At 33.1% G+C, this 19217-nt stretch carries 17 protein-coding genes; 7 read left to right on the top strand and 10 right to left on the bottom strand.

What is annotated here, in order from left to right; translation table 11 throughout:
- Nucleotides 1-13: 13 nt before the first annotated feature.
- A complete protein-coding gene (locus tag B6K90_RS10235) occupies nucleotides 14-997 on the top strand; it encodes an aldo/keto reductase (protein ID WP_088012623.1) in 984 nt (327 codons plus the stop codon).
- A gap of 46 nt (nucleotides 998-1043) precedes the next feature.
- Entirely contained in the window at nucleotides 1044-2648 is a 1605-nt protein-coding gene (locus B6K90_RS10230; protein WP_088012622.1) for a glycoside hydrolase family 43 protein, read from the top strand.
- Nucleotides 2649-2705: 57 nt separating this feature from the next.
- Here B6K90_RS10230 and B6K90_RS10225 read toward each other — a convergent pair whose 3' ends face one another.
- Nucleotides 2706-4247, bottom strand: a complete 1542-nt coding sequence (locus B6K90_RS10225) for a DHA2 family efflux MFS transporter permease subunit (protein ID WP_088012621.1) — start codon at nucleotides 4245-4247, stop codon at nucleotides 2706-2708.
- Between the two features lie 211 nt (nucleotides 4248-4458).
- On the opposite strand from B6K90_RS10225, the gene B6K90_RS10220 reads away from it, so the two are divergent.
- The 3 genes from B6K90_RS10220 (at nucleotide 4459) to B6K90_RS10210 (ending at nucleotide 7901) form a co-directional block, all read left to right on the top strand.
- Complete coding sequence (locus B6K90_RS10220; RefSeq protein WP_088012620.1) at nucleotides 4459-5349, top strand: TetR/AcrR family transcriptional regulator; 891 nt, start codon at nucleotides 4459-4461, stop codon at nucleotides 5347-5349.
- Between the two features lie 280 nt (nucleotides 5350-5629).
- Nucleotides 5630-7708 (top strand): carbon starvation CstA family protein, encoded by a 2079-nt coding sequence (locus tag B6K90_RS10215; RefSeq protein WP_088012619.1) that lies wholly within the window; start codon nucleotides 5630-5632, stop codon nucleotides 7706-7708.
- Nucleotides 7698-7901, top strand: a complete 204-nt coding sequence (locus B6K90_RS10210) for a YbdD/YjiX family protein (protein ID WP_088012618.1) — start codon at nucleotides 7698-7700, stop codon at nucleotides 7899-7901. The genes B6K90_RS10215 and B6K90_RS10210 overlap by 11 nt, the downstream gene beginning before the upstream one ends.
- Before the next feature lie 81 nt (nucleotides 7902-7982).
- Here the strand turns inward: B6K90_RS10210 and B6K90_RS10205 are convergent, their stop codons facing one another.
- The 9 genes from B6K90_RS10205 to queC form a co-directional block, all read right to left on the bottom strand.
- Nucleotides 7983-8660 carry a YdeI/OmpD-associated family protein gene (locus B6K90_RS10205; RefSeq protein WP_088012617.1) on the bottom strand — a complete coding sequence of 226 codons (678 nt, stop codon included), beginning with the start codon at nucleotides 8658-8660 and terminating at the stop codon, nucleotides 7983-7985.
- A 153-nt stretch (nucleotides 8661-8813) separates the two neighbouring features.
- Entirely contained in the window at nucleotides 8814-10757 is a 1944-nt protein-coding gene (locus B6K90_RS10200) for an FtsX-like permease family protein (protein WP_088012616.1), read from the bottom strand.
- The gene (locus B6K90_RS10195; protein ID WP_088012615.1) at nucleotides 10747-11508 is read right to left on the bottom strand and encodes an ABC transporter ATP-binding protein; all 762 of its coding nucleotides are present in this window, start codon (nucleotides 11506-11508) and stop codon (nucleotides 10747-10749) included. The genes B6K90_RS10200 and B6K90_RS10195 overlap by 11 nt, the downstream gene beginning before the upstream one ends.
- Nucleotides 11509-11612: 104 nt before the next feature.
- Entirely contained in the window at nucleotides 11613-12617 is a 1005-nt protein-coding gene (locus B6K90_RS10190; protein WP_088012614.1) for a sensor histidine kinase, read from the bottom strand.
- A complete protein-coding gene (locus B6K90_RS10185; protein WP_088012613.1) occupies nucleotides 12617-13303 on the bottom strand; it encodes a response regulator transcription factor in 687 nt (228 codons plus the stop codon). The genes B6K90_RS10190 and B6K90_RS10185 overlap by 1 nt, the downstream gene beginning before the upstream one ends.
- Nucleotides 13304-13478: 175 nt before the next feature.
- A complete protein-coding gene (gene queF, locus B6K90_RS10180) occupies nucleotides 13479-13976 on the bottom strand; it encodes a preQ(1) synthase (protein ID WP_088012612.1) in 498 nt (165 codons plus the stop codon).
- Nucleotides 13977-13981: 5 nt separating this feature from the next.
- Nucleotides 13982-14698 (bottom strand): 7-carboxy-7-deazaguanine synthase QueE, encoded by a 717-nt coding sequence (gene queE, locus B6K90_RS10175; RefSeq protein WP_088012611.1) that lies wholly within the window; start codon nucleotides 14696-14698, stop codon nucleotides 13982-13984.
- A complete protein-coding gene (queD, locus tag B6K90_RS10170; RefSeq protein WP_056469092.1) occupies nucleotides 14691-15167 on the bottom strand; it encodes a 6-carboxytetrahydropterin synthase QueD in 477 nt (158 codons plus the stop codon). Before queD ends, queE begins: the two co-directional genes overlap by 8 nt.
- On the bottom strand, nucleotides 15160-15825 hold the full coding sequence (queC, locus tag B6K90_RS10165) for a 7-cyano-7-deazaguanine synthase QueC (RefSeq protein ID WP_088012610.1): 666 nt from the start codon (nucleotides 15823-15825) through the stop codon (nucleotides 15160-15162). Before queC ends, queD begins: the two co-directional genes overlap by 8 nt.
- 1565 nt (nucleotides 15826-17390) lie before the next feature.
- On the opposite strand from queC, the gene B6K90_RS10160 reads away from it, so the two are divergent.
- The gene (locus B6K90_RS10160; RefSeq protein WP_088012609.1) at nucleotides 17391-18593 is read left to right on the top strand and encodes a ParM/StbA family protein; all 1203 of its coding nucleotides are present in this window, start codon (nucleotides 17391-17393) and stop codon (nucleotides 18591-18593) included.
- 9 nt (nucleotides 18594-18602) lie between these two features.
- Nucleotides 18603-19205: a hypothetical protein gene (locus tag B6K90_RS10155; RefSeq protein WP_088012608.1), complete on the top strand. Its 603-nt coding sequence runs from the start codon at nucleotides 18603-18605 to the stop codon at nucleotides 19203-19205.
- The last annotated feature ends 12 nt before the right edge of the window (nucleotides 19206-19217 follow it).

Below are 19217 nucleotides of genomic sequence, written 5' to 3'. Positions count from 1 at the left end.
GGGGGAGTTTTACTTGAATTATCGAGAACTTGGTAATACAGGTTTAATGATTAGTGAAGTTAGTTTTGGCACTTGGGCAATAGGTGGTGCGTGGGGAAAAACAGATGATACTGAAGCTTTAAAATCTTTACAATATGCAATCGATCAAGGCGTGAATTTTTTTGATACTGCAGATGTTTATGGTGATGGTCATAGCGAAGAACTATTGGCTAAAGCTACAAAAGGGCTTGAGGACAAAATTTATATCGGAACAAAGTTTTGTCGAAAAGGTGATATATTTTCTCCGGAAAATTACTCATATGATGCGGTTAAATCGTATTGTGAGGATAGTCTAAAACGCTTAAATCGTGAAGTGATTGATTTATATCAAGTACATTGCCCAGCAACTGAAATTTTAAAAGATGGACAAGTATTTGATGTACTTGACCGTTTAAAAAGTGAAGGAAAAATCCGCCATTACGGGGTAAGTGTAGAAACGGTTGAAGAAGGAATGATTTGTTTAGAAAACCAAAATGTGAAAAGTTTACAGGTTATCTTTAATATTTTTAGACAAAAGCCATTAGAAGTATTACTTCCAGAGGCTTATAAGCGTGGGGTTGGAGTTCTTGTAAGATTACCACTAGCTAGTGGACTTTTGTCTGGAAAGTATAAGGCTGATCATGTTTTTGAAGAAGATGACCACCGAAATTTTAATGAAAATGGAGCGGCTTTTAATATCGGAGAAACATTTGCAGGATTAGGCTTTAAAAAAGGAGTAGAATTGGCAAATCGAATTAACTGGATTGCTGAAGGAAGGTCATCAATGGCAAGTGCGGCACTTAGATGGATTTTAGATCAAAAGGAAATTACATGCGTAATACCTGGATTTAGAAACGAAAGCCAAGTGAATGCAAACTTAGAAGCAATGAGTATACAATCCTTTTCGAAAGCTGAATTGGATCAATTAGAGCTTTTCTATGAAAAGAATGTTTCTGAATTTATCAAAGGTGCTTACTAAAAAAGTAATGTAATAAATTATATAGATGCATATGGAGGAGTTTAAAATGGCTAAAATTAGTAATCCAATTTTACCGGGATTTAATCCGGATCCAAGTATTTGCCGAGTTGGGGAAGATTATTACATTGCAGTTTCAACATTCGAATGGTTTCCAGGAGTTGGAATCTATCACTCAAAGGATTTAAAGAATTGGCGCTTAGTATCAAGACCTTTGAATCGTTTAAGCCAATTAAACATGACAGGTAATCCAGATTCGGGTGGAATTTGGGCTCCTGCATTATCATATCGAGACGGACAATTTTGGTTAATTTACACTGATGTAAAAGTAGTTGAAGGTCAATGGAAAGATTGTCACAACTACCTCGCAACATGTGAAACGATTGATGGAGAATGGTCAGATCCAATTTACTTAAATAGCACTGGATTTGATCCATCGCTATTCCACGATGAGGATGGTAAAAAATATTTAGTTAATATGGTTTGGGATCATCGCGTAGGAAATCATCATTTTTATGGTATTTCATGTCAAGAATACAGTGTTGAAGAACAGAAACTTATTGGAAAAGCAGAGGTTATCTTCAAAGGAACTGATATTAAACTGACGGAAGCACCGCATTTATATAAAATCAATGATTACTATTACTTACTTACGGCAGAAGGTGGTACGAAATATGATCACCAAGCTACAATTGCTAGATCAAAACAGTTAAAAGGTCCATATGAAGTACACCCAGAAAATCCGTTAATTTCGTCATTCCATGCGCCAAGAATTCCTCTTCAAAAAGCAGGACATGCATCAATTGTTCAAACGCATACTGATGAATGGTTCCTTGTGCATTTAACAGGAAGACCATTACCAAGAGAAGGGCAACCGTTGTTAGACCCAAGAGGTTTCTGCCCATTAGGAAGAGAAACTGCTATTCAAAGGCTTGAGTGGAAAAATGATTGGCCGTATGTCGTAGGAGGGAATAGTCCATCACTTGAAATAGAGGGTCCAAAAATAGAAGAAGTAAAATGGGAAAGTGAATACCCCATGAAGGATGACTTTAACTCAGAATTATTAAACCCTCACTTTCAAAATTTGAGAATTCCATTAGGTGAAAACATCGTTTCACTAAAAGATAATCCAGGAAATCTACGTCTTTATGGAAGAGAGTCATTAACATCTAAGTTTACTCAGTCATTTATAGCTAGACGTTGGCAACACTTTAACTTTATTGCAGAAACAAAAGTAGCATTTAATCCAAATACATTTCATCAATCAGCCGGTTTAGTCAATTATTATAACACTCAAAATTGGACTTCATGTCAAATTACTTGGAATGAAGAAAAGGGTAGAATTCTTGAATTAGTAACATGTGATAATTTTACGTTCGATCAACCTCTTCAAGGCAACGAGGTTATCATTCCAGAACATATTGAATATGTGTATCTTCGAGTAGATGTGAAAACGAATGTTTACAAGTACTCTTATTCATTTGATGGGGAAGAGTGGACAACTATCCCTATATCTCTATACTCATATAAACTGTCTGATGACTATATTCAAGGCGGAGGATTCTTTACAGGTGCATTCGTTGGAATGCAATGTCAGGATACAACTGGACAAGGTCTTCACGCTGATTTTGATTATTTTATTTATAAGAGCTAATAAAAAAGTTCAACCATTTACTGGTTGAACTTTTATTTTTACTTGAGATTAAAACTATTAATTCTCTGCTAACTTTTTCTTAAAATTTGTACTTGTGTTAGTACTAGTGTTTTCCTTCACTACAGCGTCTTCGGCTGGTGTTGAACGCTTGATAAAGAATGCAAGAACCAATGCAACAGCCGCAACGAAAACAGTCACATAAAATGAGAAGTTAATTCCATCTAACATTGCTTTCATTGTTATCTCTTGTTTAATTTGAGCAAGCATTTCAGGTGTAGGTTTACTAGTCACATGCTTCATCGCTTCAGCAGCAAGTTCTTTAGCTTTTGAATCTGTACGATTTGACATTACTGTTACAAGTAAAGCAGTACCAATCGCACCAGATACTTGTTGTAAAGTATTATTCATCGCAGTACCATGTGGATAAAATCGCTTAGGTAATTGATTTAAACCATTTGTTGATACTGGCATCATTACCATCGACATACCTAACATACGTAATGAGTATAAAATAATAATATGAGTATAAGTTGTATCCATTGTTAACTTACTTAGAAAATAAGTTGTTACCGTCATAATTGTTAAACCAGTTACTGCAAGTATTCTTCCGCCAATTTTATCAAATAATTTACCATTAATTGGCGACATAATTGCCATTAATAAGGCACCTGGTAACAGCATTAAGCCTGCATCAAAAGGTTTAATGCCTCGAAGCGTTTGAGTATAAATCGGTAAAAGCATCATTGCTGAGAACATAGCCATTGTAACAACAATTGAAATCGCTGATGATAAAGCAAACATAGGGTAGCGATAAATTCTAAAGTTTAGCATTGGTGTATCAAGTTTTAATTGACGTAAGATAAATAGTACTAATGAAATAACCCCTACAATTAGAGTAACGTAAGCTTCTGGACTATCCCATCCTTTTGTTCCTGCAGTACTAAAACCGTACAATAATCCACCAAAACCTATACTAGATAAAAGAACAGAGAAAAGGTCAATGGTACTATTTGATTTTTCTTTTTTATCTTTAAGCAAGAAAAAGCCAATAATTAAAATCGTCAATGCAATCGGTGAAACAACATGGAAAAGCATTCTCCAGTCATAATGTTCAATGATCCAACCAGATAATGTTGGTCCGATTGCTGGTGCACCCATCATTACTAAGCCAAAGAAGCCCATCGCAGTTCCTCGTTTTTCAACAGGGAAACTTGTTAGCATAACATTCATTAATAATGGCATTAAAATAGCCGAACCGGAAGCTTGAATCATACGGCCCGCTAATAAAAAAGGAAATACATGTGCAAATCCTGCAGTTAAAGTACCGATATTAAATAAAAGTAGTGCAGTTATAAATAAATGTCTAACAGAATATTTTTGGATTAAAAAAGCAGTAGTCGGAATTAAAATTCCATTAACTAGCATATATCCAGTAGAAAGCCATTGAACAGTCGAAGGCTCAACGTCCAAATCCTTCATAATAGAAGGTAAAGCAATATTAAGTAATGTATTGTTTAAGAAAGCAATAAACGCCCCAATCATTAGGATTGTAATAATCCCATACGGTGGACGAACCGATTTATTCATGGAATGATCCATGATTTCCCCTCCTTTGTACATCTAGTTCAAATTTTTGAACTATGTTTCCATCTTCTATATAACACAATATGATATACCATTCATTCATTAGATGCAATTATAATAACCATTAGAAATCTTTAATAAACTAATCAGATATTTACTAGTTAAAAATGTTAAAATAATGTACTATGTTTTTTAAACAGTTATTAACTAGAACCAAGGTGATTATATGAATGATCGTAAACAACATGTTGTAAAAATAGCTCATGAATTGTTTATTGAAAAGGGATTTCAAGCAACGTCAATTCAAGACATATTAGACTATAGCGGTATTTCTAAAGGTACATTTTATAATTATTTTTCGTCTAAAAGTGATTTAGTAGTCGCATTATTTAATATGATTTATAAAAAACTTGAACATGAAAGAAATGAGTTGTTAATCGGACAGAGCCCTTCAAATATTGAAATTTTTATTAAACAAATTACCTTATTAATGGAGGCAAATAGGGATAATAAATTGATTTCTCTATTTGAAGAAGTAATTTATATAAATGACTTAGATATAAAGCAGTTCATAAGAGAAGGTAATTTTAAGACATTAAATTGGGTGTATACACGTTTTTTAGACATTTTTGGTAGTGAAAAGAAAGATTTTTTATTAGATAGTGCCATTATGTTTTTAGGGATTATACACCATAATGTGAGATATTATGACCTTGCTAAAGATATCAGCATTAGTATGGATCAAGTTGTCCGCTATAGTGTTAAACGAATGATAAAAATCGTTGAGGATGTTGAGGAATCTGGTGAGCAATTATTCAATTTGGAATTATTAGATAGATGGTTACCAGTAAGAAAGACCGAAGAAAATCTTCAACAAAAGCTTTGTAGTATTATTTGTATAATGAAAAAATCTGTGTTAAATAGTGATGAACAACAAAAATACAATGAGTTACTAGACTTTTTACAAAACGAATTGTTACAGTCAAAAACACCACGAAAGTACTTAATTGAGAGTGCTTTAGGATCCTTAAACGAAGGGAAAACCTTACTAGGAGAAAAAGAACTACAAAGACTGAATGAACTAATCGACATTAATTTCATTCAACACGTTAAATAACCTGAAAATCATCCTTTAACTTTTAATGTTAAGGATGGTTTTCTTTTTGCTTAAAAAAAGTATTAAATGATCTTAAATATTATTATAGCTAAAGTTGTATTTTCCCTTGAAATTCTTCTGTTAGAAAACTTCAATACAACTTTTGTCTACTTTTATGAAGAAATCCCACTTTAAAATCAGTATAAATGTCGTTATTATACTTTTTTTACCATTAATTGACAAAAAATTCTGAATTGATGATATACTTTCTTTTATAAATGAAAAAGGAGGTTGCTTGTTTGTGAAATCTTTGAAATCAATAGTAGTTTGGGGATTAATTTCAGTACTTGGGGCTTTCTGTTTTTCTGTATTAGCTTTAAAAAGAGGGGAAACAATTAATGCAATTTGGCTCCTCACAGCGGCAGTTTGTACATATGCAGTGGCTTATCGTTTTTATAGTAAGTTTATTGCGGAAAAAGTATTTAAACTTGATGAAGATCGTAAAACACCTGCTGAAATTAATAACGATGGTAAAGACTTTGTACCGACGAATAAGTGGGTATTATTTGGTCATCATTTTGCAGCGATAGCAGGGGCTGGACCATTGGTTGGACCAATTTTAGCTGCGCAAATGGGTTATTTACCCGGAACGATTTGGATTATTGTAGGAGTTGTATTTGCTGGAGCAGTACAGGATTTTGTCATATTAGCTGCTTCGACACGGAGAAATGGTAAATCGCTTGGAGAAATGATTAAAGAAGAGATTGGTCCAGTAACTGGGGTCATCGCTTTAATAGGTATTTTAGGAATTATGGTTATTTTATTAGCTGTATTAGCTCTTGTTGTAGTCAAAGCGCTTGCAGGGAGTCCGTGGGGAATGTTTACGATCGCGGCAACTATCCCAATCGCGATTTTTATGGGTATTTATATGCGATACATACGTCCTGGCCGAGTAGGAGAAGGATCTTTTATTGGTGTGATTTTATTACTACTTTCATTATATGCAGGACAATATGTAGCAGAAAGTCCAACACTAGCGGCAATGTTTACGTTTAAGGGCGAAACGATTGCTCTTATGTTAATTGGTTATGGATTTATAGCATCTGTACTTCCAGTTTGGCTACTATTAGCTCCACGTGATTATTTAAGTACTTTTTTAAAGGTTGGTACGATTTTAGCTTTAGCAATTGGAATTATGATTGTAGCACCAGACTTACAAATGCCGGCCGTTACAAAATTTATTGACGGAACAGGTCCAGTATTTGCCGGAAATCTATTTCCATTTTTATTTATAACAATTGCTTGTGGATCTGTTTCTGGATTCCACGCATTAGTTGCTTCTGGCACTACACCTAAAATGATTGAGCGTGAAACGCATGCACGTGCTATTGGTTATGGTGCTATGTTAACGGAGTCTTTTGTAGCAGTAATGGCTATGATTGCAGCTTGTTTATTAACTCCAGGAGCATATTTTGCCATAAATAGTCCACCTGCCATAATCGGAACTGATGTGAATCAAGTGGCCCAAGTAGTTTCAAGTTGGGGTTTTACAATAGCTCCAAATGATTTGACTTCGCTTGCCAAAGATGTAGGTGAACAAACGATCCTTTCTCGTACTGGTGGGGCACCGACTTTAGCAATCGGCATGGCAGCACTGTTTTCTAAAGTAATAGGTGGTAAGGCATTAATGGCTTTTTGGTACCATTTTGCTATTTTATTTGAAGCTTTATTCATATTAACAACAATCGATGCTGGAACTAGGATTGGGCGTTATATGACACAGGATATTTTAGGAAATGTGTACAAGCCATTTGGAAAGACGGATTCACTTCCTGCAAATTTAATTGCGACAGCTATTTGCGTTTTCGGCTGGGGATATTTTCTATATCAAGGAGTTATTGATCCACTTGGAGGCATTAATACTTTATGGCCATTATTCGGTATCGCAAATCAAATGCTTGCAGCGATTGCATTATTGCTAGGCACAACGATATTGCTGAAGATGGGGAAAAAGGCATATGCATGGATTACACTAGTGCCAACGATTTGGATATTAATCGTCACAATGACTGCAGGTTGGCAAAAGCTGTTTCATTCATTACCAAAAATAGGATTTTTAGCGCATGCTAAAATTTTTAAAGATGGTTTAGATGCTAGTAAAATCCTTGCTCCGGCAGCTAGTAAAGCACAAATGAAACAAATTATTTTAAATGACTACATTGATGCCACAATTTGTGGATTGTTTATGGTGATTGTGCTTTTAGTTCTAATTGCTTCAATTCGAAATTGGATAAATATATTGTCTAATAAACCAATAAAATTACATGAAACTCCGTACATTAAACGCGAAGAAAGTGAATCGAAAAATTATGCATTATAAGATGAAGGAGTTCAGAAAATATTATAAACAGTTTATTAGTTTATTAGTAGGTGTACCTAGCTATGAGAAATATGTTGAACATATGAAGGCACACCATCCTGATCAACAAATTCAATCTAGAAAAGAGTTCTTTATCGAAGCGCAAGAATCACGTTTTAATTCTAAAGGTGGTAAAGTTACTCGTTGTTGCTAAAGAATAGAAACCGTCTAAAATGATCTAGTAAGTGAAGAAAATCCACGAGGAATTCCTTGTGGATTTTTGACTTTTGCAATCTTATTTTTTATCTCTACGATATAAATCCATCGTTTTATAACCAGCGCCAAGGGCCATTTTCATTTCGTCACGTCTTTTTGCTTTCGTTGCTTCTTGCTTAGCACTATATATGTGGCGAGCCCAATCTTTACGATATCCAGGAGTTAGAGACTTATAGATCGTAAGTAATTCAGGAGAATCTTCTAAATCCTTTTCCACGTTTGGAATCATATCGATATAATCATCTACACATTGACTTGCTTTTGATGAGTTAGTAGCTTTTGTTTTAGATTCATCCTTTAATCCAACAACCGTAAAGACGTCATCCAACCCAACCATTCGAGCAAATTTAATTGTACTTGAACTTGAACCAATATAGCCACTCTCATCTGCACCTAATCCTACAAATAAATCATCACGATGAATATAGGTAGGATATACTTTGTTTCCTTTTTTAGGATAAGCAATAAAAATATAGCCATTTTTATCTAAATAGTGATTCTTAATAATTTTTGTAACTAGTTCTTTAAGCGAGTCCATATCTAGTACAAAAGCAAATATAAGATCGTAAGGATTGTTTAGTAAATCCGTATCAAAATGTGGTAAATCTGTAAAATAATTTGTATCACTTGGTTGATTTAAAACGGTAGCTTTTTTATATTTTTTTAAGTTTAGCTTTTCAACAATTGTTTTTGTCATCCCGATCCACCTTTAAATTCGTATAAGGTTATTATAAATCATAAAAGTAAAAAAATAATAGAAGCTCAGTTCGAGCTTCTATTATTTTTAATGCGATAGAGTAGAAGGGAGGAGAAAAAATTTTAATAATCTTCCCTTACTTATACATTTCATTTAAAGGGCCTCTTTAATCACTTTTTTATAATAAAGAACGGATAGGAGACCAAATATAGAATATAAAACAGCATATAAAACCATCACGATAATCATTGGTGTCCAGACTTCAGTACCAAATAAGAACCATCCAGATTGGACTGCAAAGTAGCTATGAATCAGTCCGATTACTAATGGGATACCGAAATTAAACAATTGCTTAGAACGTATGCCTCTTAATAAGTCTCTACGGGAGAAACCTAGTTTACGTAAAATTGTATAATTTGGTTTTTCGTCAACACTTTCATCCATTTGTTTGAAGTATAAAATACATCCTGATGTCATTAAGAACGTTAGTCCTAAAAACCCGACGATGAACATAATTAGTCCCATATTTGCTTTCTGACTTTTAACGATTTCAAGTCGTGAAGCATTAGGATAATTCTTATCAAATTGATGGTCCACATAAATATTATTTGCTTTTTCTATTAATTTTTCATCACTTATATTAATCCCATTGTAGACAGTAGAATCTTTTTGAATTGAAGAATCAAGATTCTGTTTTAACGTTTTATACACTTGATCGTCTACTATGACAGTAGGAAATCCTCCATTTGTGAAATAGGAAGGTATAATCTTTTCTCTTTTTAAACCTAAATAGTTTAGTTTAAATGTTTTCTTGCTGCTAGTTAATTCAATATGCCCTGAATCCTTTAAGGTCATAAATTTTTGAAGCATATCATCATAACCAGTAAATAGCGCTTCATTTGAGGAAAGGTTTACTTTAACTGCTTTTTCACTTACGACAGCAAGTGGAAACTTGTCTGCATCCTTCATCATGCCTTCTAATTCATTATCGAGTATATTCTTTATATTTGCATTAACTTGAATAACCTCAGTGTGTTTTTCTGTATATTTAATGCCATTGTCATTTAGCGCAGACGTGAAAGTTTGTAAATCCTTCTTATTATTTAAGAAAAAATTAGCAGGGACATGGCTCTCGGCCGTCTTTTCTGCAGAATAATAAGATATATAGCTTAAAGATAATAAACCAATCGCTAGTGCTGAAACAGTTGTTATAATTGTTAGTAATAAGGCATTAGACTTCATTCTAAACATAATTGATGATAAAGATAGAACGTCATTAATATTTAAATATCCATTTTTCTTTTTGCGAACTATATTTAAAATAAAACGAACAGAGCTTTTATACACTAAATAAGTTCCAATAATGACAGACGCTAAAATACAGATCATTACTGTAAACAGTTCAGTCATAGTTGTAAAATCACCATCAAATAGTTTTGATGATAAAAAGTAGCCAGATATAATTAATAATATACCTAAAACTCCAATGGAAATCTCAAAAATAGACATCTTTCTAAGCTTTCCTTCAGTCGATGAGACTACTCGGAATAAAGATAAAATAGTTTGTCTTTTAATAAAACTATAATTCATTAACATAATGAACGCGTATATTACAACAAATACAATTAATGTTTGTACTAATGCTTGTGTAGAAAAATGTAAAGTCGCAATCGCTTTAACTCCTACGATTTTATATAAAATCATAATGATCAGTCTTGAAATTGAAAAACCTACTAAGATACCAAGTATCAATGAACTAAAATAAAGAATACAATTTTCAACTGTTAAAATACCAAATATCCTGTTTTTAGTCATTCCGATTAATTGAAACAAACCAATTTCTTTACTTCTTCTTTTTATAAAAATCATATTTGCATATAAAAGGAAAATCGAAACGATTGCAACAAGTAAAATTGACGCTGAGCGAATTGCAGCTCCTCCTTTAATCGAACCTTTTGTTGCTTCCATTGAAGGGTCATACTGCAATGTAACGAATGAGAAGTACAAGGCAGCACTAAATATTAAAGCAAAAACATATAGATAATAATTTTTTAAATTCTTTTTTAAATTTCGGAATATCAAATGATTAATGCTCATGGTGAACACCACCTAATACACCTTGGGTTTTCATGATATCTTTAAAGAAATTCTGTCTCGTTTCATCGCCTTTGTGTAGTTGTGAATAGATTTGTCCATCTTTAATAAAGACAACTCGATTGCAAAAGCTTGCTGCCACTGGATCATGTGTGACCATTACAATAGTCGCATTTCTTTTTTCGTTTAGTTCACTTAATTTATTTAATAAATCAGATGCAGATTTTGAATCTAATGCGCCTGTAGGTTCATCTGCGAAAATAATACTAGGTTCATGAATAAATGCTCTAGCGGCTGAAGTACGTTGTTTTTGTCCCCCAGAGATTTCGTTAGGATACTTATCTTTTAATTCATAAATACCAAGCTCTTTAGCAATTACATCAAACTTTTGATTGGCTTCTTTTGCTGACGTATTTGTTATTGATAAAGGTAGAAGAATATTTTCTTTTACAGTTAATGTATCTAGTAAGTTGTACTCTTGAAAAATAAAGCCTAAATAGTACTTACGAAATTCAGCTAATTGTTTTTCTCTCATATCCGTTATATCTTTACCTTCAATTGCAATCGTTCCGCTATTAATCTTATCAATCGAGGAAAGAACGTTTAGTAAAGTTGTTTTACCAGATCCAGATGGACCCATAATACTAACAAATTCACCTTTTTCAATGTTTATATTAATACCACTTAACACTTCTTGTTTATTAAATTTATTTCCGTAACTTTTATGAATTTTATTTGCTTCTAAAATATTCAAATCGTCCACTCCTTTATTTTCATTCGATAAATTTAGTATAAATGGTTACAAAGACCGTTTCCTTTGATTAACCGAACAATAAACAAAAGCATGTGACAATTTTGTCACATGCTTGTTATTTTTACAAATTCATTTCGTTTAGGGAAGGTTAGCGTGAAAATTGAACCTTTATCCAACTCTGATTTTACTTGGATAGTTATATGAAGGGACTGTGCAGCCTTCTTTGCTAAATATAAACCCATCCCTGTTGAAGCATTGTCTTGATGCTGAATCGTAGAAGTAAATCCTTTTTCGAATATTCGCGGCAAATCTTTTGAATGAATGCCACGACCAAAGTCTTCAATTTCAAGAATTACTTGCTCATTTTTTTGCTTACTTATAATCCGAATGTCTGAAGATGTACTATATTTCACTGCGTTTGTTAATAGTTGTCGTATTATATACGAAAGCCATTTAGCATCACTGAATACTTCTAGCTCATCTAATTCAATATCAAATCCTAAACCTTTATGTATGCACCATGATTGCAAAGTTTTAATCTCAGGATAAATGACATCTTCAAGCTGAATTTTTTCTATATAAAGATCATTTTCAATAAAAGGTATTCTTTTTTGGTGAAGCTGCTGATCTAGTAATAAGTGGATACGTAACCATTCATAGGTCAAATTTGATTTCAACTTTTCATCCTTCATACGATCAATCATTAAATGCATTGCTGTTAAAGGCGTTTTTACTTCATGAATCCACGATAGGAGCTCGTCTTTTTCTTGCTCTAAATAAGTTTGATTCTGAATGGCTATTTTTTTTAATAGGCTTGTTTGGTTCGTTAAACTGTTTTCAACAATTTCTTCAAATGGACTATTTGAATCTTCAATCCCTGTCAAGTCAAGGTTGTCTTCACGTTCGACAAGACTCGTATAAAATTTTGTTTCGTTAGGATATCGAATAAATAAAAAAATGATAAACAATATTAGGGATAAGAAGACAATATAAAGTAGTGATTTTAAAGGTATTGACGAATCAATAAATGAAACAAATACAACAAGGACCTGTGTAAGTAGAAAAAAAAGAATCCAACTAAATCGCTCAATTAGAAATTTTTTAATCATTAGATGACCTCTTCTAAAGCAATATAGCCTTGTCCAACCTTTGTTTCAATAAATTGTCCTAATCCTATTTCATCTAGTTTTTTACGCAATCGATTTACGTTTACTGTTAAAGTGTTATCACTAATAAATCGTTTATCGTCCCAAAGGGCATTAATTAAATCCTCACGACTTACGATTTTATTTTTTTGTTCAATTAGCAGTTTTAAAATATAGACCTCATTCTTTGTAAGTTCAATTGCTCCATTTTCATTTGAAACAGTATTTTTTTCATAGTCGACGGTTGCACCACACCAAGTTTTAAGAGCAATTTTTTCAGTATTGTAATTATAGACACGTCTGAGGGTAGCCTGTATTTTTGCAATTAGTACATCAAAATGGAATGGCTTTTGTATAAAATCATCTGCTCCAAGCTGCATCGACATGACCATATCTGAGGGGTGATCTCTTGAAGATAGAAAGATAATTGGTACGTTTGAATGGGAGCGGATCATACGACACCAATGGAAACCATCATATTTTGGGAGTTGTATATCAATGATGACTAAATCTGGTTTTATCTCTGTAAATTCTTGAATTACCTTACTAAAATCTGTTATCCCATATACCTCGTAGGACCATCCTGATAAGCGATCTTTAATTTCAGTGAAAAGAGAAGAATCATCTTCAATGAGTAATAGTTTAAACAAATGGTTTCACCACACTTTTTATTTACTTTCCATTAATTGTAAAATAAAAACAAATTAAGTGCCATAAACGAATATAGTATTTACTTGAATAAAAAAAGTACACTGTATTTTATACAGTGCACATTTTTTATTCAGACTGATTGCAAGCGTTTATCAATAGTCTGAAAGTTATTTCTTATCGATTATCAATCTTTTCAGGATATAAATCATGGTTCATCATACGATGTTCAGCCATTTTTTCGTATTTTGTACCTGGGCGACCATAGTTGCAATATGGGTCAATTGAAATTCCGCCACGTGGAGTGAATTTTCCCCAAACCTCAATATAACGAGGATCCATTAATTTGATTAGATCATCCATAATGATATTCATACAATCTTCATGGAAGTCACCATGATTACGGAAGCTAAAGAAGTATAGTTTTAATGATTTACTTTCAACCATTTTTTTCTCAGGAATATAGCTGATATAAATTGTTGCAAAGTCTGGTTGACCAGTTTTTGGACAAAGTGAAGTAAATTCAGGGAAATTAAATTTTACGAAATAATCACGATCAGGGTGAGTATTATCAAATGTTTCTAATATTCCTGGATCATATTCAAATAAATATTTTGTGTTGTTGCTGCCAAGTAATGATACATCTTCAAGTGATCCTTTTGATCTTCCTACCATTTTGGTTAAACTCCTCTCTTATTTCCCCAAACAAATGCATGTAATTGAGGTAAAACTTTTACATTTTTAAAGACTTTTGATTTCATTGCTTCATCTATAAGCCATTCATAACGATTTAGCATGTATTGCAATAAAGTGCCATCATCTGCATTTAGCCAACTATTACCGACTTGTAAGAAGAACGGAACGTGTGGAAACTTTTGATGAACAGTTTCAGCATAAGCTAAATCTTTTTCATCAAAAATAACAACCTTTAAGCAAAATTTAGGATGGTTTTCTAAATTTTGAATGATATTTCCGAGCATATCAAAATCAGTATTCATGCCGCTGCTAGGCGGTTTAGGTGATAAAGTTACTTCATCAATAGAAGGTAACCAAGTTTGCCACTTACTACCTTGAGTTTCAAGAGCCAAAGTCATATTCTTTTCTTTTAAAAACTCAACTACAGGGCCTAATGAAGGAAGAAGCGCGGGGTTTCCACCAGAAATCGTTATATGAGAGAATGTATCGCTACCTAAATTCACTAAATTCTCCCAAACTTCTTCTGCAGTCATCCATTTTATATTCTCTTTTTCACTACCATCCCATGTGAAAGAAGAATCGCACCAACTACAAGAATAATCACAACCAGCAGTACGAATAAACATTGTTTTTTGACCGATTGCCATTCCTTCACCTTGTACAGTAGGTCCGAATATTTCAAGTACTGGAATTTTACTCATTGATCATCCACTCCCTACGAGCTTCTGCATAGCTTGTAGGCGTTTCAAATAAACGAACAAACTCAACTCTAATATCTTGTGCAGGATTTGTTTCATCTTTAAGCGCATTTTCCATTTGCTCAAAAATCCAAACAACCATATTCTCTGCTGTTGTATTCATCAGAGGTAGCATCTCATTTAAATAACGGTGATCTAAATAAATTTCAATTTTTTCTTTCCAAATTTGTTTAATATCACCGAAGTCGATTACTAAACCGATCTCGTCAACAAAACCACTAATTCCAAAAATAACTTTATATGTGTGGCCATGTAGGTTCTTGCATTTACCTTCATAGCAGTGTAAGTGATGTGCAGCATCAAAGGTAAATTCTTTATTAACAAGAACGCGTTTATGGTGATATTTTAAGTCTTCTTTTTTGATATGTTCATCAATTTTATGAAGTCTTTCTACGATGCGAAAATCAAACATGCTTTGTGGCTCCCTTCGATTGTAGGTAACGATCTAAACCAGCCTGACGAAGCTCACATGCCGGACATTCTCCACAACCATCAGAAATAATGCCATTATAGCAAGTTAATGTTTTATTTTTAACGTATTCAAATGCGCCTAAATCATCAGCTAATTTCCATGTGTCAGCTTTATCAATCCACATAAGTGGAGTATGGATAACGAATGGATAATCCATTGATAGATTAAGAGTTACATTTAATGATTTAACAAAGATATCTCGGCAGTCAGGGTATCCGCTAAAGTCAGTCTCACAAACACCAGTAATAATGTGCTTTGCTCCTTTTTGTTTAGCAAGTACTGCTGCAAAAGATAGGAATAATAAGTTACGTCCATCGACGAATGTAGAAGGTAGTTCACCTTCTTCGTGAGTTATATCAATATCTGATCTTGTTAAAGCATTTGGTGCAAGCTGATTTAACAAGGACATATCAAGGATATGGTGGGGAATATTTAATTCCTTGCAAATATCTGCAGCTACATCTAATTCTAGTTTATGGCGTTGATTGTAATTAAACGTAACAGCTTCAACCTCACCAAATTGTTGCATAGCCCAGAATAAACAAGTAGTACTGTCTTGGCCACCGCTAAATACAACGATTGCTTTTTCATTTTTCATATTTCTTCTCTCCTTTACATGATTAAAAAGAAGAGGGCATCCCGAATAACAAAAATAAAAACAATACGACAAATATTGTTTTTCGCCTTATTTTTTTGTAGAGGGGAGTTTGCGACCTCTACCATAAGTAATATAACTTATGGATTTTTTTATTTAATTTTCTATCTATTAAATTGTACTAGAAAAGTACAATCATAATTCCCATTATAATCGTTTCATGTTAAAAGAACAAAAACTTTTGTAAGAAAGTAAAAAATTACAAATAGAAGGTTAAAAAAACACATTTTCCACCTAGCGGGGGAAGATAAGGTGTTGGAACGTTAAATCCAAGAATTCGACATCGCGATGCGCTTCGGAGTAGATTACAAATAGTAGAATATGCTTCTATTATTGGAGTTATAAAAAGTTCACAAAGAACGTTAGGTAAAATGATGACTTTATTTGGCAAGTTGTTGCATTTCGGAAAAAAGTACTTGTCGATATAGGATATGGGAAAGTGACATGATTAAAGAGGATATAGCAGTATGTTGGAAGCTTCAAGAAAGGTTCTGGTTTTGGGGTATTCGCTATGAATTACGTACACTGTGCCGGATGTTAGTCCCTGAAACATTAAAAGGAATTTGGAATCAATGAATTCGTTAGGCGCAAAGTGGACAAGAAATAATTATGCGATATTGGCTACTATTATTAGACTGTTGAGATAGGAGATATATTGGGTTTTAAATGCAATAATTGTGATGTTTACATAACCTAAAGCAATTAAATCAAGAATAAAAGGTGGTTATTCAACATGAACGAGTCTAGACAGGGGGAAGGGGAAGCTGGAGTAATCGCCAAAGAAAAATTGGCTAAGTGAAGTGATTAGTACTATTACAAGCATAGTAGTTTGGATCTATTACATAATTGAAATAGCTTTTTTCAATAGTTCGCTAATAAATTACAATAATCGATCTATAAAAATAGTAAAGTTCTATTTCAAAATGATGAATCATGACATACGTTTTTTTATTTTATTTGGAGTCTTTTGTGGTTTTTCTTTGAAGAAAATCCTATTCAAAGGCTAGTTAATCATTATAAAAAAAGTAATCCACATGTGGATACTATTAATAAAAGGATTTATCCACATGCTGACAGGTAGAAGCCATCTGCCTGTTTTTTAATTTTTAGAGGAAAATCGATTTAAAGAGAATTGTACACATGTTTGTAAACAAGAATACATTTTGTAAACAATTGTATACGATAAAGTATACTTGTACACGAATTGTACACATTTTATTAACAGGTAGGAAACAACGATTCTGAAAAAAATTTTAGAATAAAAAGGATAAGTATACACTTATGTGTACAAGTACACGTTTTTGTAAACAATTGTATACATTTTTGTACACATGTATACGAAAATGTATACAAGTTTATGTGTTTACATTTTTGTATACAAGATGTCAATTCAGTTACATTTTTATAATAGTTCAGTATGGGACATTGACCGGATGGCTAAATTTAGATAATCTAATATCAGAATTATCTATTAATATGTAAACCTATTAACGAAAGGGATGATTTAGGTGGTAAATGCTCGTATAGCTGCTATTGATGTAGGAAACGATTCACTCAAAGGAATTTTTGGGAAGATGGAATCTGAGATAAATATTCCTAATATTATTGCAAGGGATACAGAAGATCGTCCAATCATTGGGATAGAAGAATTAGACAACCAAGATCCAGTTGATGGAATACATATTCGCGTTCACTCCCCTACTTTGAAAGAGAATAACACTGTTTATCGTGTAGGAAACTTAGCAACTAAAAGTGGTAATGCAACAGAACTAGATCCTGGGAGTAATAAGTCTGAAGAGGATCAAACACTTATCATGTTATTTGCAGCATTAGCGTTAGATGCAGCTAGAGAAGAAAACAAACAGATTGTAAAGAACTCTAATAATGTAATCGAAGCAACTTACGTATTAGGAACTGGTCTTCCGCTTAGAGAAGTTAAGGAAGGAAAGGACGTTGGTTATCGATCACGATTACTAGGCTCAGTTCACCAAGTAGAGTTTTTAGTAACACCAAGACATCAAGGATTAAAAGTTAATATTAAATTTGAAGAAGTTAAAGTTTATCCTGAAGGATTTGCTGCTTTTATTAACTTAGTTATGGACAATCATTTAAACATAATTAATAAAGACCTTATAGATAAAAAAATCCTTATTCAAGACATCGGAGGATTATCAACTGATATTGCAGTCATTAGGAATCGAAAGGTAGATGACGATAAAGCTCAAGGCTTTAATCTCGGCGTTGCAGAGTCGTTAGAAGCAATTCGTGAAGAGATTCGTTCTAGACATGGAGTTGAACTTGATAGCCGAAGAGACGTTGTAGAGATCATTACTAAGAAAAGTGACCGAAATCATATAATGGTTAAAGGTAGTCGGACAAGCGTACATGATATTGTAGACCGAATTCTGTTAGAATTAGCAAAAAAACAGTATCGCCATTTACGAAATATTTGGCAGAAAAACTCTCAAACTGAAATATGCTATTTCATTGGTGGAGGATCGCTAATCTTAAAAGAATATCTTAAGACACTTAATAATAATCTAGATGGATATAATATTGATTTCTTTGAGGATGAGAAGGAAAGTATCTGGATGATGGCGAATGCTTATTATAAGCTAATCGCTGATTTTGAAATAAAAAGAGTAAGAGAATCCAGAAGAGAAACTCAACAAACTCAAAGAGAAGAACAAAAAATGTCTAAAGCAAAATAAGGTGATTCCATGAAGGAAAAAGAATTGACGAGGGGACAACCTATTACATTTCGTATCCCTTCCGATACGCCTGAACAAATCATAAAACATTTGCAACAGCTTAAGCAAAGCGAAAGGCGAAACTTTTCAAGTAAGATTGCTGAGTACGTAATAAGCGGAATTAATGACTCATTATCCAAGCAAAGGCAAACAATAACGATTCCACTTCCGAAAAGCTTAGATAAAGCTCAAAGAGATTGGTTAAAACATGAACATTCTGAGGCATTATTAGGTAGTATAGTGTATCAACTATTATCCAACCCAATTCGTACGGCATCTCTTATTACATCGCTAAATAGTAATAGTTTAGCGATTGAAGAAGCTCTATATCTTCAAGAAGAAATGAATGAGTTAGAGCCAGAATTGGAACCCGTTCAGACCAATATTCTTACAAACGAACGGAAAGTAATAAATCTAGATAACATTGGAAGCAAAAGCGATCGTGATGATGATTTAGATAACTTTAATTGGGAAGTTGCAAGCAAAAATGAAATTTCAGCAGCTGAGGAAGAAATTGAAGAGGAAGATATGGATAGTCTCCTTGGAGATTTTCTTGCACAAATGAATAAATAAGGAATCATAAAA

The organism is Gottfriedia acidiceleris (assembly GCF_002128425.1).
Taxonomy (GTDB): domain Bacteria; phylum Bacillota; class Bacilli; order Bacillales; family Bacillaceae_G; genus Gottfriedia; species Gottfriedia acidiceleris.
The sequence above is the reverse complement of the archived record's forward strand: the minus strand, read 5'-3'. Positions and strand labels throughout refer to the sequence as shown.